This is a genomic window from Microbacterium jejuense (genome assembly GCF_019511665.1).
In the GTDB taxonomy this organism is placed as follows: Bacteria; Actinomycetota; Actinomycetes; order Actinomycetales; family Microbacteriaceae; genus Microbacterium; species Microbacterium jejuense_A.
The window spans coordinates 55,981-80,627 of the sequence record NZ_JAEUAW010000013.1; the positions used below are offsets into that span (position 1 = coordinate 55,981).

Sequence of the window (24,647 nt, forward strand, 5' to 3'; positions counted from 1 at the left end):
AGTCCAGTGAACGCTCAGGCGCTGTCCCCCTTTCGGGGGACAAAAGCCCTCGTCGGCGGGCAGAAGCACGACGGCCGGCCATCCCGTGCGGGATGACCGGCCGCCGTGGAGCGCCGCTACTTCTTGACCGTCACCGTGACGGCTTTCGAGGTGGTGGTGCCTGCGGCATTGGCGAACTCGGCGACGTACGTGTACGTGCCGGGCGCGCGTCCGACGACCGCGGTCGCAGCGTGCTGCGCGTTCGGGGATGCCGCGACGAGCGTCTGCTCGTCGATCAGCGTCCCGTTCTCGTAGAGCCGGTACGACGTGGCGTTGGTGCCCCACCACAGGTCGGCGGTGACGGTGTAGTTGCCGTCCTTGTCGTGGTTGTCGTGCGACAGGACCGGGACGCCGGGTGCGGCATCCTTCACCTTCACGGTCACCGACGACGTCGCGGTCGTGCCGACGGCGTTGATGAGCTCGCCCGTGTACACGTAGGTGCCGTTGGGCTTGCCGGTCACGTCGACGGTCGCCAGCTGCGCCTTGGGCGAGTTCGCGTCGAGCAGCTTCGTGGCGATGAGCGCGCCGTTCTCGTACAGCTTGTAGACGGCGCCGTTGACACCGGACCACAGGTTCATCGACACGGTGTAGCGGCCGTCTCTGAGTCCGTTCTCCCATCCGGAGTCGGACGAGAGGATGCCGCGACCCGGCGCCTTGGTGGCCCCCTCGTCGTCGAACACCAGCAGCTGCACCGATGCGCGGGTGACCAGTCCGTCGTGGTTCACGGCGTTGACCGTGAGGGTGTGGACGCCGACCTTGTCGGCCAGGGCGATCCCGGCACCGGGTGCGACGGGCTCGCCGTCGAACGCGATGTCGAGGTTGCGCACTCCGGACTCGGGGTCATCCGCCGTCACGCCGACCGTGAACGTGCCCGTGTTCGGCAGCAGCGTGCCGTCGGCCGGGACGCCCGAGAGGGTCGGGGCCGTGGCATCCACGGCTCCGCCCGGGTCTCCCGTCACGGCGATGCGCGGAGCGGCCGGCTGCGTGAACCCGTCGCCGAGGAAGAAGCTCGTCTGCGGGGGCTGGTTGTAGCCGGTGTTCTGCCATGCGACCGACAGCCGGTAGACCGGGTCGTGCATGAGCGTGCGCAGCCGGATCGACGTCTCGTCGGTGGTGGAGTAGATGCGCAGCTCGGTGGAATCCGCCGAGCGCCACGCGATCTCTTCACGCCAGTCGCCGAACAGGTCGGCCTGCAGGTTGGGCGTGCCCTTGGTGTCGTTGTTCGACAGGGCTCCGTCGGCCCGCAGGATCACGTCGGACGACTCGGTCTGCCAGTTCCACTTCGCCACCGTCGGCACGCCGAGGCGCGTCGTCGTGTCGAAGTCGTGGTCGACGATCTCGCGCAGCGGGTCGCCGTCGAACCAGGCCAGGAAGTTCGCCGCGGGGATCTTCTCGCTGATGAGCTCGCCGGTGGAGGACTTCAGCTGGCCGACGGGGGAGTTCCAGGCGGCGTCGCCGCCGATCGCCCACCCCTCGGCACCCTCATAGCGCGGGTCGATGTCGGCGGACGCGGCACGACCGGTGTCCTTCGTGGCCGGGATCGACCACAGGACTTCGCCGGTGCGCGCGTCGCGCATCGTGGCGCCGCGGTCGCCCGACGCGCCCATCTCTTCGTGGGCCGCGAACACCTCGAGTCCGGGACGGTTCGGGTCGAGGTCCGACACGTGCAGCGCATCGCCGTGGCCGAGGCCCGTCGAATACAGCAGCGAGCCGTCGTCGTCGACCGTGGCCGAGCCGTAGACGATCTCGTCCTTGGCGTCGCCGTCCACGTCGGCCACCGACAGGTTGTGGTTGCCCATGCCGTAGAAGCCCTCGTTGCCCTCGTCGTTCGAGTCGAGCACCCAGCGCTGGTGCAGCTTCGAGCCGTCGAAGTCGTACGCCGCCATCACCGCGCGGGTGTAGTACCCGCGGCTGAAGATCGCGCTCGGGTGCTCGCCGTCGAGGTAGGCGGTGCCCGCGAGGAACCGGTCGACCCGGTTGCCGTACGTGTCTCCCCAGGCCCCGACGTCGCCGCGCGGCGGCACGTAGTCGACCGTGTCGATCGCGGCGCCGGTGAGGCCGTCGAACACCGTGAGGTACTCCGGACCGCTCAGGATGTAGCCCGAGCTGTTGCGGTAGTCGGCGCTCGCGTTGCCGATGGGCTGGCCCACGCCGTCGATCGTGCCGTCGGCGGTCTTCATCATGACCTCGGCGCGGCCGTCGCCGTCGTAGTCGTACACCTGGAACTGCGTGTAGTGCGCGCCGGCACGGATGTTCACGCCGAGATCGATGCGCCACAGCCGCGTGCCGTCGAGCCGGTAGGCGTCCAGCAGCACGTTGCCGTTGTAGCCGGCCTGCGAGTTGTCGTGCGAGCGGGCGTCCCACTTCACGATCAGCTCGTACTGCCCGTCGCCGTCGACGTCGCCGAGGCTGGTGTCGTTGGCCGTGTAGGTGTAGGGCTGACCGTCCTTCGTGTACCCGTCGGCGGGCTTGTCGAGCGACACCGACAGGTAGTCGCCGTCCTGCACGCCGAACGTCTCGGTCTCGGTGGTCTCGACGCCGTCCAGCACCTTCGTGATGAAGTACGTGGATGCCGCCGACCCGGTCGTGTCGAGATAGTTCGTCGAGTCCGTGATCGGGGTCGTGGTCAGGCGCGTGCCGTCACGGTAGACGTGGAACGCGACGCTGTCGGGGTCGGTGCCCAGCATGCGCCACGACACCAGGGTTCCCTCGTCCGTCGCCACGGCCGCCGGAGCGCGGTCGAGGTACTCGGCCTGCCGCTGCAGCACCGTCACCGCGTCCGTCTTCAGCTGTGCCGAGGCCGCGCCCACGCCGCCCGCGTTGACCGCGACCACCGTGTAGAAGTACGGGATCGTGGTGAGCACGGTGCTGTCGGTGTAGCGGCTCGCGTCGGCGACGCCCACCAGCTCTCCCTGCTCGCCCTCGACCTCGGAGCGGAACACCAGGTAGTACAGCGCGTTCAGCGGCTGCGCCCACGACAGGTCGATCGACCGCTTGTCGATGCTGTCGACCGCAAGGCCGGTGGGCGCGGTCGGCGGCGTGATCGAGGCATCCACGAACGACACCTCGACGGCCTTCGACGGAACCGACTCGAGCTTCGTCTGGTCGACGGCGGTCACGTGGTACTCGTAGTCGAGCCCGACGCGCGCCGACGTGTCGACGAACGAGGGCTGGTCGACGGATGCCACGAGCACAGGCTTCGCGTCGAACGGCGACTGGCGATAGACGTTCCACGTCAGCCCGCTCTCGCCGGTCCAGGCCAGCGCCACACTGGGCGCCGCCGGGTCGGCGTTCACGTCGGTGACCTCGAGTCCCACCGGGCCGAGCAGGATCGGCGTGATCTCGAGGCCGTTCAGGCGCGAGCCGGACGCGGCGCCGTACGCCTCGACGTTCAGCTGGCCGTCGGTGACGAGGAACGGTCCGCGCAGGGTCTCGTTGACCGAGCCCTTGCCGGCGTTGCCGCTGCCCGCCTCCTTGCCCTCGACGCGGAAGCTGGTCTTGCTCGATCCGATCCAGTCGCCCGAGTAGGTCTTCACCGAGTACGTGCCGTTCGGCACGTCCAGCGCGAAGGTCGAGCTGTCGCCCGGCAGCACGAAGTCGCGCACGAGGTCGTTCGACCCGTCGGCCGCACCGCGATCGCGGCCGGCCGTGGCGGGCAGCGTGTTGGTGAAGCCGTAGCCGCGCTCGGGGGTGTACGCCAGGTCGGGCGTGACCTCGGTGTAGCCGGGCATGAGCGGATTGCCCGCGAGCTGGAAGTCGTACTTGTACAGCGCCTGCTTGGTCGTGAAGGTCACGACGGCGCTCGGTTCGGACTCGCCGCGGCCGTTCACCGCGACCACCCGGTAGCGATAGCCGGTGCCCTCGGCGAGGCCCTGCACGATCGAGCTGGTCTGCGTCACCATGCCGACGAGCGCCCACGTGGGCTCGGGGTCGGCGACGGCCTGTCGGTAGATCTTGTAGATGTCGGCCGTGGGCGAGGCATCCCACTGCAGCGTCGCCCCACCGTTGCTGATGGCCCCGGCGACCACGTTCTGCGGTGCCACCGGCACGTCGGCGGGCGGCTCGACATCGGTCACCTTCGCGGCGAGCGGGTCATCGAGTGCCTTGACGTCCTGCGCGACGAGGCGGGCCATCTGGATCGCGCCGTACTCCTGGAAGTGCGTGTCGTCGGCGATGCCTGCGGGACGCTGCGGGAAGACGCCGGGGTCGGCGTAGAGGAACACGGCCTTGGCGGCCTCGGGGCCGATCTGGTCGAGGTAGGCGCGGCTGGAGGCCGAGAGGTCGACCAGCAGCACGTCCTCTTCGGCCGCGAGCTCCTTCATCTTGTCGACGTACTCGGGGAAGCTGACGTTGAAGAGGCCCGTGTCGGCGTTGAACGAACGGCGCGAGACCGGCGTCACGAGAATCGGGGTGGCGCCGCGCTGGCGGGCTCCTTCGACGTAGACGCGCAGATACTCCTTGTAGTCCGCGGGGCTCGCGTACCGGTCGTCGACGCCCTGGGTGGCGTCGTTGTGGCCGAACTGCACCACGAGGTAGTCGCCGGGCCGCACCGCACGCAGGATGTCGTCCAGGCGCCCCTGGCTGATGAAGTTCTTCGACGAGCGGCCGCCGATCGCCTGATTCGAGAAGGCGACGTCCGCCGCGAAGAAGCGGTCGATCATCTGCCCCCAGCCGGCCTGCGGCGCGTAGGCGATCGGGTCGTACGTCTGCACCGTCGAGTCGCCCGCGATGTACGCGGTCGGGATGGCTCCTGCGACGCGCTCGGGCAGGCGCGTGATCGTCAGGGCGTTCACGACGGGCACGTCGCCGCCGAACACGAGGGTGAGGGTGCCGTCGACGAGCGCGATCGTGAACGACATGTCGAGGTACGAGCCCGCCGTCTGCGGATTCGGCTGCACCTTGGCGATGCTCTCGGCCGTCACGGTCGTGGTCGTCGCCTCGTCGGCGTCGCCCGACACGAGGCGCACCGAGTAGTCGCCGGCGCCGAGGTCGACCTCGAAGGTCGCGCCGGCTGCCGACACGAAGTCGCCGCGCAGCGCGTCGTCGCCGCCGCGGTCGACGTCGGGCGTGGCCGACGTCGGCGCGGCCGAGAAGCCGTACCCCCACTCCGGGTCGTAGGCCGTCGTGCTCGTGACCGCGAGGGCGCCCTCGGCCACCTGGCCGGGACCGAAGTCGAACGTCACGACATCGCCGGCGGGCAGCGGTGCGGGTGCCGTGTAGATGTCCGAGGTCACCGTGGCCGACGCCGGCGACGGACCGGCCTGGTTGCGGGCGGTGACCCGGTACGTCCACTGCTGCGCGGTGTCGACGGCATCCGTGTACCCGGGTGTCGTGACGGCGGCGACGGTCGCGAACGCACCGTCGGCGCCCGCGCGCTCGACCACGTACTCGTCGCCGTTCGCGACGGCCGACCACGACAGCACCACGGCCTGCTTGGTCACCTGTGCGACGGCGAGGTCGGTGGGCGCGACGGGGGCGACGAGCGCCGGGATGGTGCCCGAGCGCACCTCGGCCGACTGCGGCGAGACCCGGTCGTAGGCGTCGACGGATGCGACGGCGTAGGCGTACGAGCCGCCCTCCGCGACGGACGCGTCGGTGTAGGCCGGATCGGTCACCTCGGCGAGCTGCGCGAACGCGCCGGTCGTGCCTCCCGTGACGTCGGCGCGCAGCACGCGGTACCCGGCGGCGCCGTCCACCGCGGCCCAGGTCAGGTCGACGCCGTTCCAGGCGACGCGCGCTGTGGCGAGGTCGGCCGGCGTCGCCGGCAGCGCCGGTGCGACGACCAGGCCGTTCACGTACGCGCCCAGGCCGGAGCCGGCGAAGCCGATCGTGAGCTGCCCGTCGGTGACGACGGCGGTGTAGGTCGCGGTGGCGTTGAGGCCCTTGCCGGACGTGAGCCGCGTCTGGGCGACGCCTTCGAGCGTCACGGTGGCGTTGGTTCCGGATGCCGAGCTCAGCCCGTCGCCGATCGTGACGGTGACCGCGTACGAGCCCTCGGGCACGCCGTCGAGCTGGAAGCCCCAGTTCGTGCCGGCCACGAAGTCGTCCTCCATGGCACCGGCGGGGGAGCCGTCGGTGCTGCGGTCGCGGTCGAACAGCGTCGCGCCGTCGGGAAGCGTGATGCCCCAGCCGGTCTCGGCGGTGTAGCGCGAACTCGTGAGCACCTGCTGGAAGCCCTCGGCCACGGCACTGGTCGCAGTTCCGAAGTCGAAGCGCCACGCGCCGTCCTCGGCGGGGGCGAGCAGGGCCGCGGCGGGCGTCGCGGTCATGAGCGCCGCGACGACGGCGGCGGCGCCGGCGATCGCGGTGAGACGCAGCCCGCGCGCGGCGCGGGATGCGCGGGCGTGTTCTGCGGGTCGCGTCGCGCCGTCGGCGCGTGCGGACACGTGGGGCACGGTTCCTCCTGTTGTCAGCATCGGCAAAGGATGGCGGCATCCCCCGCGGCGTCGCGGCGGAGTGTCGTCGTGAACCGGGCACGTACGGACTCGGGCCCTGTCCGGTCTTGCTGGGTTGGTTGCGGACGGTGCGGAAAGCGTATTCCGTTCGCGTTCGTCGGCAGTCTGGCACGAGCACCCGGCGTGGGGCAAGGATTTCGTGAAACGTTTTTGCGATCGCACGGCGTCGGCTTGTGCGTCGTCACCGACGTGGTCTATCGTCCTCGGCGAACGCTTTCCCACACCCCCGCCGTCGGTGCGCATACGGACCGCGCCGGCGGCGGGCTCCACGGATCCTCCTAGGCTGGGCGCCATGGCTCAGAGCATCGACGCTCCAGGCGACCCCGCCGCCGCCTCGCGCGGCATCTCGCGCCGCACCCAGTCCGACATCTACCGAGCCGGCATCAGCGGCACCCGCCCCCGCGTGCCCGTCGACGTCGATGCGCTCGAATCCGCCGCGCGCAAGGCGCTCAGCGCCGAGGCCTTCGCGTACATCGCCGGGGGAGCCGGCGCGGAGCGGACCGTCGCCGCCAACCGCGCCGCATTCGCCCGGTGGCAGGTGTGGCCGCGCCCCCTGCGCGACGTGTCGAGCCGCGACCTGTCGATCGACTTCCTGGGCGTGCGACGCCCGACGCCGCTCATCCTCGCGCCGCTGGGTGTCATGGAGCTCGCGCACGCCGACGCCGACCTCGCGGTGGCGCGGGCCGCGGCATCCCTCGGCGTCCCGTACACGCTCTCGAACCAGGCCTCCTTCGCGATGGAGGAGGTGAGGGACGCTTCGTCTCGTTCCTCGCTCAGCGCAAGTGGCGCACCCGCCGGCTCCCGCCTGTTCCAGCTGTACTGGTCGGCGTCGGACGAGCTCAACGCGTCGCTGCTGCGTCGGGCGGAGGCCTCCGGGTGCGAGGCGATCGTGGTGACGCTCGACACCCACCTGCTGGGCTGGCGCACGCGCGACCTCGACCTCGCCTACCTGCCGTTCACGCGGGCGATGGGCATCGCGCAGTACACGAGCGATCCGGTCTTCCAGCAGCTCGTGCGCGAACGGGCACGCGCGTCCACGGGCTCGGCGGCCGACGCGGCGCCGCCGGTCAGGGTGACTCCCAGAGCGGTGGCCGCCGGCGTGCGCATCGCGCGCAAAGGCGCCGCGCTCACCGGCTCGTCGAGCATGCGCGAGAACCTGCGCTCGCCGCTGCCGCGCGCGGCGGTCGAGACGTTCCTCGAGGTGTTCTCGACCCCGGCGCTCACGTGGGACGATCTCGCCAAGGCGCGGCAGTGGACGTCGCTGCCGCTGATCCTCAAGGGCATCGTGCACCCGGACGACGCCATTCGCGCGCTCGATGCGGGCGTCGACGGCATCTGGATCTCCAACCACGGCGGGCGGCAGATCGACCAGTCCGTGCCGACCCTGGACGTGCTGCCCACCATCGCCGAGCGGGTCGCCGGCCGCGTGCCCATCGTTTTCGACTCGGGCGTGCGACAGGGGTCCGACGCGTTCATCGCGCTGGCGCTCGGGGCGACCGCCGTGGCACTCGGGCGGCCGTACGCGTACGGTCTCGCCATAGCGGGCGAGGCCGGGGCGGCCGAGGTGATCCGCAACGTGCTGGCCGAGCTCGACATCACGCTGGGTCTCGCCGGGCTGACCTCGATCGCCGACGTCGACCGGCACGCGCTGCGGGAGGCGTGAGTCACGACGTTGCCCCTAGTCTGGGGCGGTGACCACACCCCCTCCTCCGCAGTACCCGTATGCCGCGCCGCAGCCGCAGCCGATGAGTCCCACCGACGAGAAGCTGTGGGCGACGCTCATCCACATCGGCGGCATCTTCTTCGGCTTCCTGCCCGCGCTGATCGGCTATCTCGTGCTCAAGGACCGCGGCCCGTTCGTGCGCGCCCACACCGCCACCGCACTGAACTTCCAGCTGACGCTGCTCATCGCCTATGTCGTGGGGGTCGTGCTCTCGGCTGTCGGCATCGGTGTGATCCTCCTGCTGGCGGTCTGGGTGCTCAACATCGTGTTCAGCATCATCGCCGCCGTGAAGGCCAACCGCGGCGAGTGGTACAAGTACCCGGTCGCGATCACGTTCCTCAGCTGAGAACGCGCCTCAGCGCGGGTGCCCGTCGGCGGTGAAGCCGAAGACGGGCACCGCGCCCGGCGGCTCCGACGCGGGGAGCGGGTCATGCGCGACCGGATCGTCCGGCCACCCCGGGTACAGGATCGCCGTCAGCTCGTCGGGCGCGCCGTCGAAGCACCTGGTCGTGGCCCGGACGCCGATGGCATCGGCCGATCCCTCACCGTCGCGGATCTCGATCGTGAGCGTTTCGATGCCGAAGCCCTCCACAGACGCGTGCACCTCGACGGTGCCGTCGGCGTCGGCGGCGGCATCCCGAGCAGTCCAGCCCCGGTCGGTGAGCCACCGCGCGGCCCGATGGGCGAGCGTCGGGGCATCGGCGTGTGCGTCGCCGTCGAGGGTCCAGCCCTCCGGAGTGGTGCGGCCGAGCTCGAAGCCGTAGCCCTCGTCGCAGGCGACGGGGAGGTCGCCGTACTCCTGGACCTGCCAGTCGCCGTCGTACAGATGCAGCAGGACGGTGGCGACGGTCTGCCGGAACAGCAGGTCGTGCTGCCGCGCCGACGCGTACAGGGCCTCCTCCTTACCCGTCGCGGGAGTGCAGCCCGCAAGGCCGGCGACCCCGGCAAGCACGGCGGTCGCGATCACCCATCTGCCGGGATGCCCGGCACGGCTGGCGGTGGCGATGGCCATCGGATTCTCCGATCGACCGCTTCAGGCTATGCCGCGCTGCACTCGAGCTGAAGGGGCGGCCCGACACGACACCGGCCGCGCTGCTCGACGGAGAAATGCCCGGGTGCCGGCGCTGAACCCTCGTGTGTGTCGGGACGACTTGACCCTTAGGCTTCTGCCATGCCCGCACGAACCCGGCGTTCGTCCGCCGACAGCAGCCCCCTGGTCAGGATCCGACCGCGCGCGCTCGCCGCAGCGGCGATCCTGATCGCGCCGGTCATCGCGCTCACCGGCTGCTTCGCGCCGACCCCCGACGACAGCGACTTCGGCGACGGGGACTTCGCCGACGACGGCTGCACGAGCGTCGTCGTGGCGACGTCGTCCGAGAAGGTCAACATGCTCGACGCGCTGGCCGACGCTTTCAAGGAGTCGTCGCAGCACGAGCAGCTCGACGAGTGCGCGACCGTCCACCCCATCAACGTGTCGTCGGGCGACGCGACCCGGTTCCTCACGGCGGGCGGCGACTGGCCCGACGAAGACACGCGCCGCTGGCCCACGATGTGGTCGCCGGCGTCGACGGTCTGGACCGAACGGGTGGCGGCCGCGGCATCCCCCTCCCTCGTCGGCGAGCCGGAGTCGTTCACCCACACGCCCGTCGTGTTCGGCGTGCCCGAGACGATGGCGAAGGCGCTGGGCTACCCGGGCACCGCGATCGGGATCGGAGACTTCGAGCGCCTGTGCCAGGACCCGCAGGGCTGGGCGAGCGTCGGCAAGCCGCTGTGGGGGTCGTTCAAGATCTCGAAGACGAACCCCAACACGTCGACCACGGGGCTCTCGGCCATCCTCATGCAGTCCTACGAGGCGGCGGGCAAGACCGCCGACCTGAGCGCCGACGACGTCGCCGCGGCCGCCGAGTTCTCGCGCGTGTTCGAGGAGTGCGTCATCCACTACGGCGACACCACCGGCAAGGTGCTGGCGCGGCTCTACGACGAGACGCAGAACGGCGCGGGCGGGTCGGGCTACGTCTCGGCGATCGCCCTCGAAGAGACGTCGCTGCTCAACTACAACCAGGGCAACCCCGATTCGCACACCGTGCAGCCGGGCGAGACGCTGACCCCGCCGAAAGAGAAGCTCGTCGCGGTGTATCCGTCGGGCGGGTCGATGTGGTCCGACAACCCGATCACGGTGCTCGGAGCCGATTGGGTGACGCCCGCGCAGGCCGAGGCGGGCGCGGCGTTCGCGGCGTTCCTGCAGACGGACGCGGCGCAGCGGATCCTGCCCGAGTACGGCTTCCGGCCCCTGGACCCCTCGGTGCCGCTGGGCGACCTGTTCACCGCGGAGTACGGAGTGGATGCCGCCGGCCCGGCGATCACGCTGCCCAAGCCCGCGGTCGACGTCGTGTCGGCCGCGATCGACCAGTGGACGCAGATCCGCAAGCCGTCGTCGGTGCTCGAGGTGATCGACATCTCGGGTTCGATGGACGACCCGATCGGCGACGGCCGGTCCAAGCTCGACGGCGCCATCGAGGGCGCCCAGGCGACGCTGGGCCACTTCCGCTCGACGGACGAGGTCGGCGTGTGGGCCTTCACGACGGGCGTCTCGTCCCCGGCCGGCGAGAACCTCGTCGTGCTGCGCGACGTCGAGCCGCTCGCCTCCGACCGCGAGTCGGTCGAGTCGTCGCTCGACGATCTGAAGTTCGCGACCCGCGAGGGCACGCCGCTGTACGACGCCATCGCAGCCGCGTACGACGAGATGCTCGCCCGAGCCGAACCCGGGCGCATCAACGCGATCGTCGTGCTGTCGGACGGGCAGGACACGGATTCGTCGATCTCGCTCGACTCGCTGATCGCCAAGATCGGCAAGTCGGCCCGTGAGGGCGGCGACGACGCCCCGGTGCGCATCTTCCCGATCGCCTACGGCGAGGGCGCCGACACCGGCGCGCTGCAGCGCATCGCCGAGGCGACCGGCGGTCAGTGGTTCGACGCGTCGGACGCCGCGAAGATCGACCTCGTGTTCGCCTCGGTCATCAACAACTTCTGAGGCTCCGCATGATCATCGCGACGGACGCGCAGGGCTACGTGGACGATGCCGTCGACGGCATCGCCGAGGACGGCGTGTACGTCTCGTCCGAGGTGCCCGGTGCCGCGCAGCTGCACGACCAGCTCGTCGCGCAGATCGGCGACGAGTCGATCGGCGTCGCCGTGTTCTCGGACAACGCCGCGCTCGAGGCATCCGGTCGCGACATCGTGTCGCAGCTGGCCGCCGCGCACCCCGAGTGCCAGACCATCATCGTGGCGGTCGGCGACGACCTGTCGGCCGGCTCCCGCGTGCTCGAGCAGGGCGAGGCCATGCGCATCGCGAACGAGGCCGAGACGGCGGCCGGCGACGTCGATGCCGCGCTGACAGAGACGATCCAGGGGGTCATCGCCGCGTCGCCGGCGCCGTCCGCGTCGGCGCCAGATGCCGGGCCCTTCATCGGGATCGCACTCGGGGTCGCCGCGCTCGTGGCCGCGGGCGCTGTCGTCTTCGGCGTCGCCCGTTCGCGCCGGCGCGGGCGGGCCGCCCCCGGCAGGCACCCGTTGCCCGAGCCCGTGCGCACGCACGTCCACACCCTCCAGACGCTCGCGGCCGAGTACGCGCGGGCCGGGAGCGCCGGCGTCCCTCAGGCCGGTGAGGTGGCCCACGAGGTCGCGGTGATCGCGCAGAACACGACCGAGCTGTTCGCGCGCCTCGACCGCAAGGGCGAGGAGGGGCAGCGCGCCACGGCCGCCGTCGAGTACGGCGAGACGCTGCGCAAGCTCACGGGTGCGCTGGACCGCGACTACCTGCTCGACATCCTGACGCGTCCGGATCTGTGGGACGACCCCGTCGAGCGCGTGCAGGAGGTGCGCTCCGCCGTCTCGTCGTTCTCCTCGGAGCTCGTCGAGAACATCAAGCAGGTCAACGCGCGCCGTGGGCTGCACTTCCAGGTGTCGCTCGATGGGCTGATGGGTAGGCGCAAAGAGCTGCAGGAATGGGATCGCGCCTTCGAGCGGGCCGACGGCGACGCGGGCCCGACGCCGCACGGCGACTAGAATCGACGGATGCCGGAATCCCCGGCGTCCGCACGCTCGTGCATCCCCCTCCCGACCATTGGAGCCACCGTGGCCGAGCAGTCTCGCCTCGACAAAGTCATCGCCCTCGCCCGTCACCGCGGGTTCGTGTTCCAAGCGGGTGAGATCTACGGCGGGTCCCGGTCGGCGTGGGACTACGGTCCCCTGGGCACCGAGCTGAAGGAGAACATCCGCCGCCAGTGGTGGCAGACGTTCGTGCGCGGACGCGGCGACATGGTCGGCCTCGACTCGTCGATCATCCTGCCCAAGCGCGTGTGGGAGGCCTCCGGCCACGTCGCGACCTTCACCGACCCGCTGGTCGAGTGCCTGCACTGCCACAAGCGCTTCCGCGCCGACAACCTCATCGAGGACTTCGAGGCGCGCAAGGGCCGCAAGGCCGAGAACGGCCTCGCCGACGTGCCGTGCCCCAACTGCGGCACGAAGGGCCAGTACACCGAGCCCAAGGCGTTCTCGGGTCTCGTGAAGACCTACCTCGGCGTCGTCGACGACGAGTCGGGCCTGTACTTCCTGCGCCCCGAGACCGCCCAGGGCATCTTCGTGAACTTCTCGAACGTGCTCACCGCGAGCCGCAAGAAGCCGCCGTTCGGCATCGGCCAGGTCGGCAAGGCGTTCCGCAACGAGATCACCCCCGGCAACTTCATCTTCCGCACCCGCGAGTTCGAGCAGATGGAGATCGAGTACTTCGTCCCGCCGGCCGAGGCGCAGGAATGGTTCGACCACTGGGTCGAGGAGTGCTGGAACTGGTTCGTCGACCTCGGCATCGACCCCGCCAACATGCGGCGCTTCGACGTGCCCGAAGAGGACCGCGCGCACTATTCGGACGGCACGATCGACGTCGAGTACCGCTTCGGGTTCCCCGGCAAGGAGTGGGGCGAGCTCATGGGCGTCGCCAACCGCACCGACTACGACCTCAGCAGCCACACGGAGGCGTCGGGCGCGAAGCTGCAGTACTTCGACCAGGCGTCGGGCTCGACCTACACGCCGTACGTCATCGAGCCGTCGTTCGGCCTCACCCGCAGCATGATGGCGTTCCTCGTCGACGCCTACCACGAAGAGGAGGCGCCGAACGCGAAGGGCGGCACCGACACCCGCACGGTGCTCAAGCTCGACCCGCGCCTCGCGCCGGTCAAGGCTGCCGTGCTGCCGCTGAGCCGCAACGAGCAGCTGTCACCCATCGCCCGCGAGGTCGCCGAGAGCCTGCGCGGCGACTGGAACATCGACTTCGACGACGCCGGCGCGATCGGCCGCCGTTACCGCCGTCAGGACGAGATCGGCACGCCCTTCTGCATCACGGTCGACTTCGACTCGCTCGACGACCGCGCCGTCACCGTCCGCGACCGCGACACGATGGGCCAGGAGCGTGTGCCGCTCGAGGGCTTGCACGCCTACCTCGCGGAGCGCCTGCGCGGCGCCTGACCCCCGGCGCCTGACGCCGAGAACAGTGGATGCCGCCACCCGGCCGGGTGGCGGCATCCACTGTTCTGGTCAACGAACGGGCCCGTCCGGGCCGGCGAGATCAGGAGATCTGGCGCGCGCAGGACGATTGCGCTCAGACCATCCGGTCCCCGCCAGATCTCCTGATCTCGCGGGCGGGATGGAGGATGCCGGCGGCGTGCTCGGAGGCTGACATCGGCACGGCCGACGCCGCCCTCGAACGAGCGAGCGGATGCCGCGACGTGCCTGTCGCGGCATCCGCTCCGCCGGAGCCGACGGGCTCCGGCGTGCGGGCGCAGCCGGCTGGAACCGGGGAACTGCTCTCGGCCGCGCCCGCGGTCTCTCAGCCCTGCGCCCTGCGCCGGCGCAGCAGGAGCGCCACCGCAGCCCCCAGCGCCACGAGCCCCGCGCCGGTGAGCGCGAACGGCAGCACCGGGCCGGCACCGGTCAGGGCGAGGTCGCCCGTCGGGCCACCGGCAGCGGGCGGCGCGGGCGGCGCCGGAGGGGCGGTCTCGGTCGGCGTCGGCGTGGGGTCGACCGGGGTAGGGGTGGGCGCCGGCTCCTCGCGCACGAAGCGGTTGTCGACGGTCAGCGTCGCGGCCGTGTCGGCGGTCACGATGGCGGAGGCGGCCGACACCGTGTAGCCGTCCCACGTGTACGTGTCGTCGGCGAAATCGCCAGCGTCGGCGGAGGCGGCCTCACCCGTGATGGCGCAGTCCGCACCGACCGGAAGGCCGGTCACCGTCGCAGCCGTGTCGATCGAGGCCGCGGCGGTGCCTTCGGCGACCGTCTCTCCGTCGAACGTGCACGCGTAGGCGATGTCGAACGCGCGGTCGCCGCCGCCCGTGTATCCGGCGGCGGGCGTGCCGTCGCGCGGAGTCACCGTCTTGGCGATCACGAGGTCCCCGCGCGGGTCGTACGTGTTGGTGTAGGTGCACGTGATGGGTGCGGCGGCGGCATCCCTCGCCGCCAGGTCGCCCGCGATCTCGATCCGCTCGCCGGCGGTGATGGGCAGGACGGTGCCGGTGCCGTCGACGCACACCAGGCTCGTGAACGCCCACGGCTCGGCGGTCGCGTCCTCGGCGATCGTCAGGGTCTCGCCCACGACGACGTCACGCGTGACGGACGCCGCGCCGTCGGCGCCGAGCGCCGTCGGGGTGAGCGCGAAGCCGTCGGTCCACGCCGAACCGGGCGTCCCGGCGTCGGTCGTGAAGCCGAAGGCCGGGATCCCGGCCGGCGCCGAGTGCGCGGCTTCCGCGGCCTTGACCACGGTGAGGCTGCGGACCTGCTGGATCTCGCCGTAGAGGCATCCATAGGTCGACGTCCGCTCGACCGTCTCGAAGCGGTTGATCGCCTGGCCCGGGTCGGTGAGGGTCGGCGCGCACGTGCCGTCGGGCCGCGGGGAGGCGAACCCGCTGACGACGAGGGTGTACCGGTTGCCGTCGGGGCCCTCGAACGAGTGCTCGCTGACGGTGTTCACGAACTCCAGCACGTCGTTGTTGGCGGGGTTCTCGGGCGGGTTCGCCTGGTTCGGCGTCTCGTGCAGCTGCCACGCGTACGTGAGATCCAGGCCGAGCAGCTTCACGTCCATCTCGCCGCGGAACCACTGGTTCGTCGTGTACACCGGGTTGTTGCGGTGCACCATGCGACCGAGGTTGAACGCGACCCCTGTCTCGACCGAGGCGATCGACGCGGGCGAGAAGCCCACGGCGCTCTGCGACGTCAGGTCCAGCCGGTCGCTGCAGCTGGATCCGCCACGCCCGTGGGCGGAGTAGGCCGTCGTGCCGGTGGTGACCCACGCTGCCGCGCCGTCCGACCAGGCGCTCGCCTGCGTGCCCGCCGAGCCTCCGGCGTTGTCGATCGCGCCGGACGTGACGGTGTCGGGCGCCCAGCCGTAGCGCACGCAGTCGCCGGTGGTCGGGTTCGCGGCGGTCTGGCCGTTCCACCCGGTGTGCGAGGCCATGCGCGTCTGCACCCCGTCCGCGACGGGGATCGACAGCGAAGCCGCGGCGGCGGGTGCGGCATCCATCGCGACTCCCGCGACGACGGATGCCGGGGCCACCAGCAGCACGGTGGCCAGGGCCGCCGTCAGCAGGCGCCGGGTTCGTCCGGCGCCGGCCGGCGGGTGATGGGTGAAGGCGCGCGGGCGCGCGAAGACATCATGCATGGAATTGCCCCCAGGCGGCGCCCTCGGGTAGGGCGCCCTCGAATCGGTGCACGTCGGGGTTTCGGGTCCGCCGACATGCGCTTGCACCCTGCAGGACGCGCGCTGTCCGGTTTCATGACGCCGCCGTCGCAGAATGTCCGTCGCGGCGGACGCATCCGCTGACAGCGTCGTGACAGCGCGACGGCAGTGCGAGGGATGCCGTGACACCGGTGTGACAGCACCCGGCGCGCACTCTGGGTGACATGACCAACATCAGTTCCGCATCCCGCACCCCCGCGGTCCGCGCCGAGGGGCTCGTCAAGACCTTCGGCAGCAACCGCGCGGTCGACGGCGTCGATCTGACCGTCGAGGCCGGCACCGTCTACGGCGTGCTCGGGCCCAACGGCGCGGGCAAGACCACCACCATCAGCATGCTGTCGACGCTGCTGCGTCCGGACGCCGGGAAGGCCGAGATCTTCGGCTACGACGTCGTCCGCGACGCGCAGATCGTCCGTCAGCTGATCGGCCTGACGGGGCAGTTCGCATCCGTCGACGAGACGCTGTCCGCTACCGAGAATCTCGTCATCTTCGCGCGGCTGCTCGGGCTCTCGCGCGCCGACGCGAAGCGCAAGGCCGCCGAGCTGCTCGAGGAGTTCTCGCTCACCGAGGCCGCCACCCGGCCGCTGGCGAAGTTCTCGGGCGGCATGCGCCGCCGCCTGGACCTCGCGGCATCCCTCATCGCCCAGCCGCCCCTCATCTTCCTCGACGAGCCGACGACGGGCCTCGACCCCCGCACGCGCGGGCAGATGTGGGACACGATCCGCCGCCTCGTCGCGACCGGCTCGACCGTGGTGCTCACGACGCAGTACCTCGACGAGGCCGACCAGCTCGCCGACCGCATCGCGGTCATCGACCGCGGCACCGTCGTCGCCGAGGGCACCGCGCTCGAGCTGAAGGCGTCGGTCGGCCAGTCGTCGCTGCTGCTGCGGCTGCGAGCCGGGTCCGACATCGCCGAGGCGCAGCGCGAGATCGCCCGCGTGCTGGGCGTCACCGCCATCGTCTCGCCGGAGGCGGCTCGCCTCACGGTGCCGATGAGCGACCCCGATCGCGTGGCCGACCTGCTGGTGGCGTTCCGCGCGGCCGACCTGCACCTCGAAGAGCTGAGCGTCCAGCAGCCGACGCTCGACGAGGTGTTCCTCACCCTGACCGGCAAGGGCGTGCCTGAAGCCGGCGAGGCCGCCCACATGACGGCCGACGAACTCGAAGGAGTCCGCGCATGACCGCCGTGATCACCCCCATCGTCCCGGTCGCCGAGCGCGACCTCTCCAACCGCGCGAGCCTCTCGCTCACGGTGCGCAACACGCTCACCATGGCGTGGCGCGGCATCCTCAAGATCCGCCGCACGCCCGAGCAGCTCGTCGACGTGACGGTGCAGCCCATCATCTTCACGCTGATGTTCACGTACATCTTCGGCGGCGCGATCGCCGGCGATGTGGCGAGCTACCTGCCCATCATCATCCCGGGCATCCTCGTGCAGACCGTCATCACGACCTCGGTCGTGACCGGCACGCAGCTGCGCGAAGACATGGACAAGGGCGTGTTCGACCGGTTCCGCTCGCTGCCGATCGCGCGCATCGCGCCGCTGTCGGGCGCGCTGCTGGCAGACACGATCCGCTACGCGATCGCCACGACGCTCACCTTCACGATGGGCTTCATCATGGGGTACCGCCCGGGCGGCGGTATGGGCGGCGTCCTGGCCGCCGGACTCCTCGTGATCGCCTGCTCGTGGGCCATGAGCTGGATCTTCGCGTTCTTCGGAGTCATCGCGCGCACCGCGTCGAGCGTGCAGGGCATCTCGATGCTCATCCTGTTCCCGCTGACCTTCCTGTCGAACGCGTTCGTGCCCGCCGACACCATGCCCGAGTGGCTGCAGTGGTTCGTCGACATCAACCCCGTGTCGCACCTCGTCACGGCCGTCCGCTCGCTCGCGAACGAAGGCATCGTGACAGCCGACGTGTTCACCGCCCTGCTCGGCGCGGCGGTCATCGTGGCGGTGTTCGCCCCGCTCACGGTGCGCGCGTACATGCGAAAGGCATGAGTGGATGCCGCCACCCCCGGCGGCGTGACGGGCCGAGGTCGACCGACCTCGGCCCGTCACTGTCGGTGCGGTCCGGCGCGTGACGCCACCCCGGCTGTGCGGGTGGCGCGGCCGCCGGCATCCATTCGTGATTCCCCCGGGGGGTGACGGTCGGCGTGCGCGCCCGGTCGTTGAGCGAGCATGTCGGGATGCGGGCGTCGTCGCGTTCTCGGGGCTGATGCGGCTCCCGGTCGTTGCGCGAGCGCAGCGAGACGAAACGCCGTGCAGGGGCGCGGGTGGGGCCGCCGGCATCCATTCGGGGTGGTCCCCGGCGCGTGAGGCGTCGACGGTCGGCGTGTGCGCCCGGTCGTTGAGCGAGCGCAGCGGGACGAAACGCCACGCGGGCCGTCGCGCGCGCGTATGTGTGCGGGCGGTGTCAGCTCGCGGTGGACGAACCGGTTCGGGTGGCCAGCGCGACGCGGACGTACGGCAGGTCGTCGCGCGGGATGACGGCGGTCGCGACACGGTCGGGCGCAAGGCGCACGCCGACCGCGTAGACGAATGGGTCGGTGTCGATCTCGGACGCCTCTCGCTCGACGCCGTCGACGGCGACGGTCGCGCGCGTGTTCATGGCGGCCGCGGTGACGCGCCAGCCGCCGGAGAAGGGGTCGTATCCAGGTGGCGGCGGGCCCATGGGCAAGCCGAGCTCTTCGCGGAAGCCGTTCATCAACACGTCGTTGGCGTGGTGCACGAGATGGTGGGTCAGCGTCGACCGCTCGGACGGGTCCCGGTCCCACGTGGTCCGCACGGCCTCCCTCAGCCGCGGGAAGTGGAGGCGTCGCACGTGGTCGAGGATCCAGGCGGGCCTCGGCCACGGTGGTTCGACGTCCAGCCGCTCGCGCGCGTCGTCGTCGAGGTCGGCGAGGTTGACCGGATCGTCGCGGTCGTCGGGGTTGCGCCACAGGGTGTAATTCACGCCGACGGTGATGCTCCACGCGGCGTGGGCGTCGGTCGCCTCCGCGGTGCTGAACGAGTCGAAGTCCTCGACCGCCGGCTGCGGCTCCAGGCCCATCAGCGGGAACGGCAGCGCTCGCACGCGCTTCCGCAGCTCGTCCATCGGATCGGGGGCATCGGAGGGCAGCACTCCGGCGAACCTCATGTGCAGAGCATGGCCGCGCGGCGCGGAGAGGGCAACGGTCCGGGAGAAAGTGCTTGCGAGTGTCGTAGTTATGTTCTACTCTGGATGCAGATCGAACTCGTGCCCACGTTTCGTTTGATCCTCATCGCGCTGACGTGCGCTTCTGCAGGAGGCATCGTGGGCAACCGGCTCGACACAGGCGACGCGACCTGGGGTGCGCTGGAACGCGTGGTGTCCGGCGTTCAGGCGGCCCGCGCGCAGATCGCCCGACTGCAGGCCGAAGAGGCTCGCCTGCTGGCGGACGCCGCACAGATCGTGAGCGCTCGCGAGGATGAGCGGCGCAGGGCAGGTCGAACAACCGCGCACGACCTCGCGCTGCGCGAGGTCTCGAGCGAGCTGGGCGCCGCGATGCGGCTGAGCGACCGCACGGTTCAGGCGCGCATGTCTGCGGCGAGCAGCCTCGTCGACCGATTCGCGGCGACGCATCGTGCGCTCGCTGACGGTCGCATCGATCACGCGCACGCCTCCGCGATCGTCGACTGCGGCGCGGCGCTGTTCGACGAGGCGGTCTGCGGCGAGTACGAGCGGATCCTGCTCGAAGCGGCCGAGTTCGAGACGCCGCCTCGCCTGCGGGCGATCGCCCGGGTGGTCGCGGCGCGCATCGACCCCGAGCTGGCGGCCGAGCTGCAACGGCGGGCGCGCAGCACCCGCCGGGTGCGCGTCATCGATCTGGAAGACGGCATGGCGCGGCTGATGGCCGATCTTCCGGCGGTGCTCGCCTACGCGATCTTCGACCGGCTGACACAGATGGCAGAGATCGAGTTCGAGGCCGACCGCGCGGCAGCGGAGTCTGCCTGCGCCGAGGCGGATCCGGATGCGGCAGCCGACGCCCGCGACGACGTCGAAGACGAACGACCCGCCAGGCCACGAACCGTGGACGCCGCGGTGGACGGCGGTACGGCTCACGGCGCTGCGGCCGACGGCGCTGCGGCCGACGGCGCTGCGGCGGCGGATGCAGATGCCGGCTGCGACCGCGTGGCCGAGGTGTCCACCGCGCCAGGGGCTGAACACCGATCGCGTGACGAGCTCCGTGCCGACATCCTCGCGGACCTGATGCTGACCGGAGCGCCCAGCGCACACGGCGACGCCCTGGCGTCGATCCGCGGTGAGGTGCAGATCACCATTCCGGTGCTCACTGCCGCCGGCAAGGGCGACGAGCCGGCGCTGCTGACGGGGTACGGCCCGATCGATCGTGAGACGGCGTGCGAACTCGCGGCCGGAGCCCCCGGATGGGATCGCGTCATGTACCACCCGCACACGGGGCTTCCGATGGCTGTCGACAGGTATCGGCCGAGCGCCGAACTCCGCAGGTTCCTCCGCGCCCGAGACGAACGATGTCGGTTCCCCGGTTGTGTACGCAGACCCACGCGGTGCGACGTCGACCACACGATCGACCATGCGCGGGGCGGGCGGACGAGCGCAGTCAATCTGGCGCACTTCTGCCCGCGCCACCATACGGTCAAGCACGCCACCGCGTGGCGAGTGCGGCAGGTCGGCGGGGGAGTCCTCGAATGGACCAGTCCCACCGGGCGTCGCTACCTCGATCGGCCGCCATCGGTGGTGCAGTTCGTCCCGTCTGGTGGGTTCGCGCGGCTGGCATCGGCGCACTACCAGGGCGACGCGCCGTTCTGATCGGCGCGCCGGGATGCACCCTCGCCCGCTGCGGACGGATCTGCGCGCATTGGCTTCGCCCGCCCGCCCACCGCGGAGGGCAGGCACACGGCAGGCGCACGGCAGGCACACGGCAGGTACGCGGACCGGCCGGGCCGGCGTCGTGGCAGGGTACTGGCATGGTCGACGACGTGGTTCCCCGCATTCCGTTCCGTCCCGTTCCGCGCGACTTCGAGGGCTTTCCGATGCCGCCGACGGTCCCACCCGGGTTGCGGCTCGAGCTCAGCCGCGCACGCATCGTCGACGGCAGAGAGGACGAGGTCGCCGAGTGGATGGCGATGCTCACCGAACGGTACGACGAGTGCCTGGCGACGCTTCCCGCCGAACGGGCGGTGTTCGAGGCCACCTTCCGGCACCGTGAGGCCGATGGATCGCTGTGGATCTACCACTTCGCCTTGATGGGTGAGGACGGCGGCGGACTCGACGAGTCGAACCCGGTGGATGCCGCGCACGCGGCCTACAGCAGACGTGTGAAGGAGCCCGGCTGGGAGGAGCTCGAGCCGATGTTCATGCTCACTCCCGCCCACCTGCGGGCGGCGATGGAACGGTGGGGCGCCTCAGGAGTCGCCGGGTGAGCCGAGCAGTGCGCTGAGCACGGCGACCTCGTGCTCCGCGTCGACGGCGGGGTCGGCGGTGCCGTCGACGGTCGTGACGCGTCCGGCCTCCGAGCCGGCCACGGCCGGGTCCAGCGCCTCGGTGCCGAGGCGTGCCCTCAGCACCCGGAGGAACGGCTCCTCGGCATCGGCGCCGCCCCGGATGCGCGCGGCCGCGGTCAGGGCGCGGCCGGCATCGCCGTCTCGTCCCTCGAGGGCCAGCCAGCCGGCGATCGAGACGGCCACGTCCGACACGATCGGGTGGTCGCCGCTGCCGATCGCGGCGGGCAGCGCCGACCGGAGTGCCGTCGCCGCCGCGTCGCTGCGACCCAGCAGCACGAGCGCCTGTGCGCGCTTGGACAGGGCCCACGCGACGAGCTGATCGGGGAAGGACGGCATGGCGTCGGAGTCCACCTCGTCCAGGTGCCGAAGGGCCGCAGCGCCGTCACCGACCGCGATCTCGATCGTGGCGGCGCTCATGTGCACCTGGGCGAGGCCCTGGGGCGACTCGTTGTCGCGCGCGAGCCGTTCCAGGCGGGTCAGCCGCTCGCGCGCCTCGTCGACGCGCCCGAGCCTCAGCAGCAGGCCGATGCTCTGCGCCCGCTGCTGAACGAGATCGGCGGTGGAGGTCAGCCCCGCCAGTGCTTCGCTGGAGGTGTCGGCGACATCGAGGGCCTCCTCGAGACGCCCGGCCAACTGCAGCCATTCCGAGCGCATCTGGCTCGCGAACGCCGTTCCCCACACGTCGCCGAGCCGCAGGAACGTCGCGAGCGACCGCTCGCTCTCGACGCCGAGCGTCGCGGTGTCGCCGCTGTTCTGCGCGATCGCCGAGCGCATCATGCCGACGAACGCCTTCGACCACTCCGGTGCCTCCTCAAGGCCCGTGTCGTCGATGACGGTCGTGCGCGGCCACGGCCGCCCCGGCGGCGTCTCGCGCGCGGTCGTCGCGACGCCGCGCAGGAGCGGGCCGATCACGGCCGACAGCTCGCTGCGGTGCACCGCAGCGGCGGCGATGACGGCGGGGGATTCCCGTTCCAGCAGCTCCAGGGCGTCGTTGGTGGACGGAGTGTCGGCGACCAGGTCGCTGTGCCGTGGCACGCCGTCGGCGTTCTCGTTGCGGTCCATCTCGCGACGGCTGAGGTCGAAGGCGCGCGCGAGCAGCCCGACACCCCGCACGACCACCGCGGGCTCGGAGTCGAGCGCGCCCGCTGCCGCGAAGAACGTGGTGAGGCCGGCCGAGAGCTCCTCGAACCGCTCGCGCATGAGCCAGGTCCACAGGTTGGCGCGCACGAGCCGCACGCCCACGTCGGCCAGGCCCGCCTGCTCGGCGCAGGCGCGCAGCGCGGCGCTGAGGTTCTCGTCGTCGGCATCGAACCATGCCAGTCCTTCGCGCACGGCGGGGCCACGCAGCCGGGCGTCCTCACGGGCGGCGAGCTCCGCCATCGCGCGGGCTTGGATGCCGCGGAACTCCGCCTCGTGTCCCTCACTGCGCAGGCGGTCGATGCCGTACTCCCGCACGGTCTCGAGCATCCGCAGGCGTCGCTCGGATCGGTGCAGCAGAGATTTGTCGACGAGGGCGTCGAAGGAACCGGCATCCACTCCGAACGCGCGGGCGACGACGGCGACGTCGCCGGCGGCGATGCCGTCCGGAAAGACGGCGGCCGCGAGGAGGGCGGTGCGCTCGGACCCGGTCAGGGTCTCCCAGCTCCAATCGATCAGGGCGCGGAGCGTCTGATGCCGTGCCTCGACGGCGCGCGGGCCCGTCGCGAGCAGCGCGAAGCGGTCGTCGAGGCCCGTGTCGATCTCGGCGATCGTGAGCGTGCGGGCCTTGGCGGCAGCGAGTTCGAGTGCGAGCGGCAGGCCATCGAGCCGCGTCACGATGCGCTCGACCGCCTCGGCGTCCTCGGGTGCGGGCGGGGTCCCGCGTGCGGCGCGCACGCGCCGCACGAACAGCTCGCGTGCGTCGCCCTGGGGCAGCGGCCCGAGATCGACGAACGCCTCCCCGGCGAGGCCCAGCGGTTCGCGGCTCGTCGCCAGGATGCGGGTGCCCGGCGCGCTGCGCAACACGTCGAGCGCCGCGGCGGCGGCCTCGGCCGACACGTGCTCGCAGTTGTCGAGCACCAGGAGGACGGTGCGGCCGGTGAGGGCCTCGAGCACGCGGTCGCGGGCGGTCGCCGACACCAGTTCGCCGATCCGGATGCTGCGGCCCACGGCGCCGGCGACGGCCGCCCATACCTCGCCGGGCGCCGCCGGGGCGAGTTCCACGACGACCGATCCGGGGCGCCGGCGCGCGGTCTCGAGCGCGAGGGTCGTCTTTCCGGCGCCGCCCGGACCGATGAGGGTCACCAGCCGTTCGACGCCGAGCTGCTCGTCGATCAGCGCGAGCTCGTGTTGCCTGCCGATGAGCGGCGTGAGTGCGGCGGGAACGGCGGCGACCCGCTCGGCCGCCGGCATCCCGGATTCCTCGCCTGACGGAACGGAACCGGATGCCAGCCGCTCGGCGTGGGCGCGGTCCTCGAGTAGATCGCGCACGACCCAGTCGAAGCCTTCGCCTGGCGTCCACGGGTCGCCGGTCCACAGGTCGAGCGCGGCGCGTGCGTCGGCGGCCGCCGACGCCGGGTCATCGGCGCGACGGGCGCGGTCGACGAGGTCGGCGAAGTGCGCGAGGTCGACGTCGTCGCGGTCGACCGCCAGCCGGTAGCCGCCGGGGGCTGCTTCGAGGACGCCGCGGGGCAGTGCCCGACGCAGCCGCGACGCGAGCGACTGCAGCGACGCCCGCGGATCCTCGGGCAGGTCGTCGGGCCACACATCCTCGGCGAGGGCGCGGTACGCGACCGTGCTGCCGGCGTCGAGCGCGAGCCGGAACAGCAGTGCCTCCTGGCCGCGCCCGCGGACGTCGACGGCTCGATCGCCGTCGGCGATCGAGATGCCGCCGAAGAACCGCAGTCGCACGCGGTCCACCTTAGGACCCGCCCCCGTTGCAGCACCGCTGCCGAGCCGACACCGTCACTCCCGCGACGGGAGCACGGGGCCGAGCGGCGGAGGTCGGCTGGTGGCAGCGGGCCACCGGACGCTGAGCGAGCGAGGAACGAGCGAGACGAAGCGCAGCGTGCGGACGACGGAGCCTCACGGTGCTGGACGCGCTTCGTCTCGCTGGCGCTCGCTCAGCGACCGGGGGTCGCCGTGGGCCGGGCATCGGGGTTGCGC

The 24,647-nt window shown here is 71.5% G+C and carries 14 protein-coding genes; 9 read left to right on the top strand and 5 right to left on the bottom strand.

What is annotated here, in order from left to right:
- Positions 1 to 116: 116 nt before the first annotated feature.
- Entirely contained in the window at positions 117 to 6,425 is a 6,309-nt protein-coding gene (locus JNB62_RS19505) for a rhamnogalacturonan lyase family protein (protein ID WP_220301802.1), read from the bottom strand.
- Positions 6,426 to 6,786: 361 nt separating this feature from the next.
- Between JNB62_RS19505 and JNB62_RS15275 the strand changes: the two genes are divergently transcribed.
- Together JNB62_RS15275 and JNB62_RS15280 are read left to right on the top strand one after the other, a co-directional pair.
- On the top strand, positions 6,787 to 8,157 hold the full coding sequence (locus JNB62_RS15275) for an alpha-hydroxy-acid oxidizing protein (protein WP_220301756.1): 1,371 nt from the start codon (positions 6,787 to 6,789) through the stop codon (positions 8,155 to 8,157).
- A gap of 82 nt (positions 8,158 to 8,239) precedes the next feature.
- Positions 8,240 to 8,563: a DUF4870 domain-containing protein gene (locus tag JNB62_RS15280; RefSeq protein WP_220301803.1), complete on the top strand. Its 324-nt coding sequence runs from the start codon at positions 8,240 to 8,242 to the stop codon at positions 8,561 to 8,563.
- A 9-nt stretch (positions 8,564 to 8,572) separates the two neighbouring features.
- On the opposite strand, the gene JNB62_RS15285 is transcribed toward JNB62_RS15280, so the two are convergent.
- Entirely contained in the window at positions 8,573 to 9,229 is a 657-nt protein-coding gene (locus JNB62_RS15285; protein WP_220301757.1) for a hypothetical protein, read from the bottom strand.
- A gap of 159 nt (positions 9,230 to 9,388) precedes the next feature.
- On the opposite strand from JNB62_RS15285, the gene JNB62_RS15290 reads away from it, so the two are divergent.
- The 3 genes from JNB62_RS15290 to JNB62_RS15300 all read left to right on the top strand — a co-directional run bounded on the left by JNB62_RS15290 (position 9,389) and on the right by JNB62_RS15300 (position 13,737).
- Positions 9,389 to 11,248 carry a vWA domain-containing protein gene (locus JNB62_RS15290; protein WP_223231183.1) on the top strand — a complete coding sequence of 620 codons (1,860 nt, stop codon included), beginning with the start codon at positions 9,389 to 9,391 and terminating at the stop codon, positions 11,246 to 11,248.
- Positions 11,249 to 11,256: 8 nt separating this feature from the next.
- Entirely contained in the window at positions 11,257 to 12,282 is a 1,026-nt protein-coding gene (locus tag JNB62_RS15295; protein WP_220301758.1) for a hypothetical protein, read from the top strand.
- A 69-nt stretch (positions 12,283 to 12,351) separates the two neighbouring features.
- Positions 12,352 to 13,737, top strand: a complete 1,386-nt coding sequence (locus JNB62_RS15300) for a glycine--tRNA ligase (protein WP_220301759.1) — start codon at positions 12,352 to 12,354, stop codon at positions 13,735 to 13,737.
- Between the two features lie 361 nt (positions 13,738 to 14,098).
- On the opposite strand, the gene JNB62_RS15305 is transcribed toward JNB62_RS15300, so the two are convergent.
- Complete coding sequence (locus JNB62_RS15305; RefSeq protein ID WP_220301760.1) at positions 14,099 to 15,922, bottom strand: choice-of-anchor K domain-containing protein; 1,824 nt, start codon at positions 15,920 to 15,922, stop codon at positions 14,099 to 14,101.
- Positions 15,923 to 16,164: 242 nt separating this feature from the next.
- Here JNB62_RS15305 and JNB62_RS15310 point away from each other — a divergent pair, with 242 nt between their 5' ends.
- Both JNB62_RS15310 and JNB62_RS15315 read left to right on the top strand, forming a co-directional pair.
- Positions 16,165 to 17,181, top strand: coding sequence for an ATP-binding cassette domain-containing protein (locus JNB62_RS15310; protein WP_220301761.1), 1,017 nt, complete (start codon positions 16,165 to 16,167; stop codon positions 17,179 to 17,181).
- Complete coding sequence (locus tag JNB62_RS15315) at positions 17,178 to 17,999, top strand: ABC transporter permease (protein ID WP_220301762.1); 822 nt, start codon at positions 17,178 to 17,180, stop codon at positions 17,997 to 17,999. The genes JNB62_RS15310 and JNB62_RS15315 overlap by 4 nt, the downstream gene beginning before the upstream one ends.
- Positions 18,000 to 18,414: 415 nt before the next feature.
- On the opposite strand, the gene JNB62_RS15320 is transcribed toward JNB62_RS15315, so the two are convergent.
- A complete protein-coding gene (locus tag JNB62_RS15320) occupies positions 18,415 to 19,137 on the bottom strand; it encodes a hypothetical protein (protein ID WP_220301763.1) in 723 nt (240 codons plus the stop codon).
- Positions 19,138 to 19,221: 84 nt separating this feature from the next.
- Between JNB62_RS15320 and JNB62_RS15325 the strand changes: the two genes are divergently transcribed.
- Together JNB62_RS15325 and JNB62_RS15330 are read left to right on the top strand one after the other, a co-directional pair.
- Positions 19,222 to 20,808, top strand: coding sequence for an HNH endonuclease signature motif containing protein (locus tag JNB62_RS15325; RefSeq protein WP_220301764.1), 1,587 nt, complete (start codon positions 19,222 to 19,224; stop codon positions 20,806 to 20,808).
- A gap of 158 nt (positions 20,809 to 20,966) precedes the next feature.
- A complete protein-coding gene (locus JNB62_RS15330) occupies positions 20,967 to 21,422 on the top strand; it encodes a DUF6176 family protein (RefSeq protein ID WP_220301765.1) in 456 nt (151 codons plus the stop codon).
- On the opposite strand, the gene JNB62_RS15335 is transcribed toward JNB62_RS15330, so the two are convergent.
- Positions 21,405 to 24,392, bottom strand: coding sequence for an ATP-binding protein (locus JNB62_RS15335; RefSeq protein ID WP_308291826.1), 2,988 nt, complete (start codon positions 24,390 to 24,392; stop codon positions 21,405 to 21,407). The two genes, JNB62_RS15330 and JNB62_RS15335, sit on opposite strands and share 18 nt — an antisense overlap.
- Positions 24,393 to 24,647 lie beyond the last annotated feature (255 nt).

Excerpts from the sequence above, each read along its gene's own strand:
- JNB62_RS15275 (WP_220301756.1), top strand. The coding sequence starts at position 6,787 with ATGGCTCAGAGCATCGACGCTCCAGGCGACCCCGCCGCCGCCTCGCGC.
- JNB62_RS15280 (WP_220301803.1), top strand. The coding sequence starts at position 8,240 with ATGAGTCCCACCGACGAGAAGCTGTGGGCGACGCTCATCCACATCGGC.
- JNB62_RS15285 (WP_220301757.1), bottom strand. The coding sequence starts at position 9,229 with ATGGCCATCGCCACCGCCAGCCGTGCCGGGCATCCCGGCAGATGGGTG.
- JNB62_RS15290 (WP_223231183.1), top strand. The coding sequence starts at position 9,389 with ATGCCCGCACGAACCCGGCGTTCGTCCGCCGACAGCAGCCCCCTGGTC.
- JNB62_RS15295 (WP_220301758.1), top strand. The coding sequence starts at position 11,257 with ATGATCATCGCGACGGACGCGCAGGGCTACGTGGACGATGCCGTCGAC.
- JNB62_RS15305 (WP_220301760.1), bottom strand. The coding sequence starts at position 15,922 with ATGCATGATGTCTTCGCGCGCCCGCGCGCCTTCACCCATCACCCGCCG.
- JNB62_RS15310 (WP_220301761.1), top strand. The coding sequence starts at position 16,165 with ATGACCAACATCAGTTCCGCATCCCGCACCCCCGCGGTCCGCGCCGAG.
- JNB62_RS15315 (WP_220301762.1), top strand. The coding sequence starts at position 17,178 with ATGACCGCCGTGATCACCCCCATCGTCCCGGTCGCCGAGCGCGACCTC.
- JNB62_RS15320 (WP_220301763.1), bottom strand. The coding sequence starts at position 19,137 with ATGAGGTTCGCCGGAGTGCTGCCCTCCGATGCCCCCGATCCGATGGAC.
- JNB62_RS15325 (WP_220301764.1), top strand. The coding sequence starts at position 19,222 with ATGCAGATCGAACTCGTGCCCACGTTTCGTTTGATCCTCATCGCGCTG.
- JNB62_RS15330 (WP_220301765.1), top strand. The coding sequence starts at position 20,967 with ATGGTCGACGACGTGGTTCCCCGCATTCCGTTCCGTCCCGTTCCGCGC.